Below are 5,053 nucleotides of genomic sequence, written 5' to 3'. Positions count from 1 at the left end.
CAGGCGCAAGGCCTCTCCGATTCGCCCATTCAAGGGGAATCGCCGCGCGGTTTCCCGTGAATGGGCGAATCGGCGCGGCCGTGCGCCTGCCCGCGCCCGGCCCCGCGGGGGCGCGCCGCGGGCGGCGCGGTGATCGGGGCCGCCGCCGGCGCCGTGATCGGCAACGTCTGGTCGCGCCACATGGAACAGCAAAAACAGGCGATGGAACAGGCCACCCGCGGCACCGGCGTGCAGGTCAGCCAGACCGCCGACAACCGGCTCAAGCTCGATATCCCGAGCGACATTTCGTTCGATACCAATCGTTCTGATATCAAGCCGAACTTCCGCCCCATCCTCGACCGTTTCGCGACCACGCTCAACGAGAACCCGAACACCACGGTCACCATCGTCGGCCACACCGACAGCACCGGCGGCCCCGCCATCAACCAGCCGCTGTCGGTCGACCGTGCCGCCAGCACCCGCAACTACCTGGCCGGCCTGGGCGTGAACCCGGCCCGCATCGCAATCGAAGGCCGCGGCGCGACCCAGCCGATTGCCACCAATGATGACCCGTCCGGCCGCGCGCGCAACCGCCGGGTCGAAATCTACGTCGCCGAGCCCGCCCGCCAGGGTTGATCGCCCGCCCGCCGCGCAGGGGCGGCGTCGCCCGTCCCTGCCCGGCATCCGTTTTTATGGGTCCATAACGCACGGACATAGCTGTTGCGGAATAGAAACGGAACACTCCAATCAAAATTGACGCTCCGTTATTTGACATGATTTCATTGCACCCCTTGGAGTGCGCCTGACTGCATTCCAAGGGATAAAAACTGGCAATAAAAGCGCACCAGGCAAGCTGCACGCAGCCGCGCACGGTGTGCCGGAATCAAGCATTGGAGAGATTTTTGAGCAATAGAATCGTTGTAAAGCGCAGCGTCGCCGCTGTTGCTATGGCGCTGGCCTCCGTCAGCGTCGTTCACGCCCAGCAGGCCGACCAGGCCCCCGTCCAGAAAGTCTACGTCACCGGTTCGAACATCAAGCGTGCCGACAAGGAAGGCACCTCGCCGGTCACCACCATGACCGCCAAGGAAATCGCCGCCACCGGCGCCAACACCGTGGCCGAACTGCTGCATTCGATCCCGGCCTTCGGCACCGGCACCTCGAACGACATTTCCGACAACAGCGGCAGCTTCTCGAAGGGCGCTTCGACCGCATCGATGCGTAACCTGGGCTCGTCCTCGACCCTGGTGCTGCTCAACGGCCGCCGCATCGCCGCTTCGGCCTACGCCGATCCGAACAACGGCAAGTCGACCACCTACGACCTGAACAACATTCCGGTGTCCGCCATCGAGCGCGTCGAAGTGTTCAAGGATGGCGCCTCGGCCGTGTACGGCTCGGACGCGATCGCCGGCGTGATCAACTTCATCACCAAGACCGACTACCAGGGCGCGACGATCTCGGCCTCGACCAGCGCCAACGACAACGGCCAGTTCAACCGCAACAACGTCAACGGCGTGGTTGGCTTCGGCGACCTGGACAAGGATCGCTACAACGCCTTCATCAGCTTCGACCTGGGCACCCGCGGCCGTACCGGCATCAAGGATGTCAACGACATCAACAAGGCGGCCCTGGCAGACGTCAACAACCGCCTGAACCAGTACAGCAGCTACGTGTCGGGCTCGCCGTTCTTCTTCCGCGAGCGTACCCCGGGCGCGAAGAACTTCTCGACCAACTCGGCCTACAACGCCGACATCATCAACCGCACCGCCGGTTGCGATCCGTCGCAGCTGATCACGGGCGACATCGCCAAGCACAACCTGACCGCCAGCTCGATGCTGGTCGGCCGCCAGTTCTGCAACTTCGACCTGAACGACTACTACGAAGCTCAGGGCAAGGGCAACGACGCCAACGTGCTGTCCAAGCTGACCGTCAAGCTGGGCGAGAACCTCACCTCGTTCACCGAGCTGGGCTTCACCCGCAACGAGCGCAACTACACCGGCGCACCGCGCTCGCTAAACTCGGTCTCGCCGACCACGGTGTTCCGCATCAACGGCCTGCCGACCTCGTACCAGCTGATCCTGCCGGCCGGCCACCCGGACAACCCATGGAGCAACTCGAACTCGGCAGTGGCGTTCCGCATGGTGGGCACCAACTCGAACTCCACCAACGTCAACACCACCTACCGCTTCCTGACCGGCCTGAAGGGCACCGCCGGCAACTGGGACTGGGAAACCGGGCTGCTGGTCAACCGCACCGAGCGTGACGAGAAGCTGGGCGGCTTCCTGTACCGTCCGGTCATCGACCGCATCGTGACCGAAAACCGCACGATCGCCGCCACCATCGCCGATCCGAACGCGGTGCGCAACCTGGCCAACAAGAACTACTCGCAAGTGAACCAGATCGACGCCAAGGGCTCGACCACCCTGGGCACCCTGGCCGGCGGCGACATCGGCCTGGCAGTGGGCGGCGAAATCCGCCAGGAGAAGATCGGCCTGACCTCCGATCCGGAACTGGCGGCGGGCAACATCATCGGCCTGTCGAACTCGGTCATGGACGGCCGCCGCATCGTCAAGTCGGGCTTCGTCGAACTGCGCACCCCGTTCACCAAAGACTTCGAGATGGACTTCGCCGGCCGTTACGACAAGTACCCGACCGCGAAGAGCTTCGTGCCGAAGGTCGGCGCCAAGTGGACCGTCAGCGACCAGATCACGTTCCGTTCCACCTTCGCCAAAGGTTTCCGCGCTCCGGCCCTGACCCAAGTGTCGCCGGGTGGCGTGCAGACGTTTAACAACGGCTTCGTCGATACCGTGCGTTGCCCGGACGGCACCAACCCGCTGCCAGGCGCGGACAAGACCGACTGCAGCAAGAGCATTTCGTCGGTCTCGACCCCGAACCCGGAGCTGAAGAACGAAACCTCGAAGAGCTTCTCGTTCGGCGCGATCCTGAACCCGACCAAGAACCTGGACGTGCTGGTCGACTACTACAAGATCCGCAAGGAGAACGAGACCGCCCTGCTGTCGGCCTCGTACGTGGTCGCGCACCCGGAACTGTTCCCGGGCCTGGCGATTCGTGACACCAACCCGGCCAACCTGCTGCTGGACGCGAACGGCAAGCCGATTCCTGGCACCGGCCCGCTGTCGGCGATCAACCGCACCTACGTCAACCAGGGCAGCACCGAGACCTCGGGCCTGGACTTCGAAGTGGCGCACCGCCTGTCGCTGGGTGAAAACGGCCGCCTGACGACCCGCCTGAACTACAGCTACACGCTGTCCTTCAAGCGCGCCGAGCGTCCGGGTGAAACCGAAGCGAACGTGGTCGGCTACAACGGCGGCCTGTCCGACTGGGCTACCAGCGTCGGCGACATCCCGCGCCACCGCGGCACGCTGTCGACCACCTGGACCCGCGACGTGCACTCGGTGACCGGTTCGGTCGACTATGTGTCGCCGATCTCGCTGATGCTGCGCTCGAACAACAACGTGACCTACCCGGTCCCGATGTGCTACTACGGCACGCTGCCGGCGGGCTTCGTTGCTCCGAAGGGCGTCTCGTTCGGCGGTCTGCCGAAGTACAACAACTGGGTGGACAACTGCTCGGTCGCAGAATGGGTGACCTTCAACGTGGCCTATACCTACACCGGCTTCAAGAACTGGACCCTGTCGGCCAACGTCAAGAACCTGTTCGACACCCCGGCTCCGTACGATCCGCGTAACGCCACCGAAGGCTTCAACACCCAGCTGCACAACGGCATGGGTCGTTACTTCCGCCTGACCGCCAGCTACCAGTTCAAGTAATCGCGTAGCTGTGTCTCAAAGCCGCCCCGCCTGCCAAGGCCGGGCGGCTTTTTTGCGCTTCACACCGGCGCAATCGCCACCGCCCATAAGCAGGATCAACACGACGTTCGATCTGCTGGGCAATATATTCCCTGGAGCCAACATCATTTCCAAGGAGCCCGCACATGCACAGCGCTGCCGAGACCATGCCGCCGCCCGCCGCCGCCGGACACGCCATTTGGAACCCTGCGGCCGCCGCCTGCTGGAGCATCGTGTTCACGCCGGCGTTCGGCGCCTACCTGGTCATGCGCAACTGGCAGGCGCTGGGTGAGGACGCACGTGCCCGTGCCGCGCGCAAGGGATGGCTGTTCAGCCTGGGCCTGCTCTCGCTAGAGTTGCTGTCGAGCGCCCTCAACAGCCGGCTCAACAGCGAATCGAACTTCATGCCCTGGATCGGCGTCGCCTGGCTGCTGGTCTGGTCGCTCACCGCCGCCCTGCCACAGGCGCGGGCCGTGCGCGCGCGCCTCGGGCCGGACTATCCGCGCCGCCAGTGGGACCCGGTGCTGTTCGCGGCCGTGATCGCCGGCACCGGCTACGTGCTGCTGCGCGCCCTGTTCACCTTCATGTTTGTTGCGCTTACCTGACGCCTGCACGGTTTCTCTGCCAATGGTACTGGCGGTCACGGCCGAAAGGCTTGACAATGTTACAGCAGACCACTTGGGGAGAATAACAATGCAGATCCGCACCTGCGCGCTCGCCGCGCTTGTCCTTGGCAGCCTTGCGCTGCCCGCCTCGGCCCAGCACGTCAAGCCGGGCCTGTGGGAAATGACCACCAGCATCAGCTCGGCCGATGGCCAGATGCAGGCGGCGATGGCCGAGATGCAAAAACAGATGGCCACGATGTCGCCGGAACAGCGCAAGATGATGGACCAGATGCTGGCCAAGCAAGGCGTGCAGTTCGGCCCGTCCGGCGACGGCGGGATGCGCGTGAAGGTCTGCGTGACCAAGGAGATGGCCGCGCAAAACGAGCTGCCGATCCAGCGAGATGGGGACTGCACCCAGCGCCGCTCGCCGCTCGCCGGCGGGACCATGAAGGTCTCGTTCACCTGCACCAACCCGCGGGTGGAGGGCGACGGCGAGATCATGCTTGCCGGCGACAACTCCTACCGTGCACGGATGAAATGGACCTCGTACGATGGCGGCAAACCTGTCACGTCCAATGGCGACGTGGCCGGCAAATGGCTGGGGTCCGACTGCGGCAACATCAAGCCGCTTGAATCGAAGGGCAAGTAACGGCAGTTCGTAGG

At 64.4% G+C, this 5,053-nt stretch carries 4 protein-coding genes; all 4 read left to right on the top strand.

Annotation, left to right across the window (positions count from 1 at the left end):
• The first annotated feature begins 60 nt into the window (after positions 1-60).
• A complete protein-coding gene (locus tag E4O92_RS17230; protein ID WP_135190892.1) occupies positions 61-615 on the top strand; it encodes a YiaD family glycine zipper/OmpA-like lipoprotein in 555 nt (184 codons plus the stop codon).
• A 266-nt stretch (positions 616-881) separates the two neighbouring features.
• The gene (locus tag E4O92_RS17225) at positions 882-3,767 is read left to right on the top strand and encodes a TonB-dependent receptor domain-containing protein (protein WP_135190891.1); all 2,886 of its coding nucleotides are present in this window, start codon (positions 882-884) and stop codon (positions 3,765-3,767) included.
• A gap of 164 nt (positions 3,768-3,931) precedes the next feature.
• The gene (locus tag E4O92_RS17220; protein WP_135190890.1) at positions 3,932-4,390 is read left to right on the top strand and encodes a hypothetical protein; all 459 of its coding nucleotides are present in this window, start codon (positions 3,932-3,934) and stop codon (positions 4,388-4,390) included.
• Positions 4,391-4,478: 88 nt separating this feature from the next.
• The gene (locus E4O92_RS17215; RefSeq protein ID WP_135190889.1) at positions 4,479-5,039 is read left to right on the top strand and encodes a DUF3617 domain-containing protein; all 561 of its coding nucleotides are present in this window, start codon (positions 4,479-4,481) and stop codon (positions 5,037-5,039) included.
• The last annotated feature ends 14 nt before the right edge of the window (positions 5,040-5,053 follow it).

The organism is Massilia horti, from assembly GCF_004614195.1.
In the GTDB taxonomy this organism is placed as follows: Bacteria; Pseudomonadota; Gammaproteobacteria; order Burkholderiales; family Burkholderiaceae_D; genus Telluria; species Telluria horti.
Note: the sequence above shows the minus strand (reverse complement) of the source record. Positions and strands in the feature narration are given on the sequence as shown.

Coding starts and splice junctions, on each gene's coding strand:
- E4O92_RS17215 (WP_135190889.1), top strand. CDS start 4,479: ATGCAGATCCGCACCTGCGCGCTCGCCGCGCTTGTCCTTGGCAGCCTT.
- E4O92_RS17230 (WP_135190892.1), top strand. CDS start 61: ATGGGCGAATCGGCGCGGCCGTGCGCCTGCCCGCGCCCGGCCCCGCGG.
- E4O92_RS17220 (WP_135190890.1), top strand. CDS start 3,932: ATGCACAGCGCTGCCGAGACCATGCCGCCGCCCGCCGCCGCCGGACAC.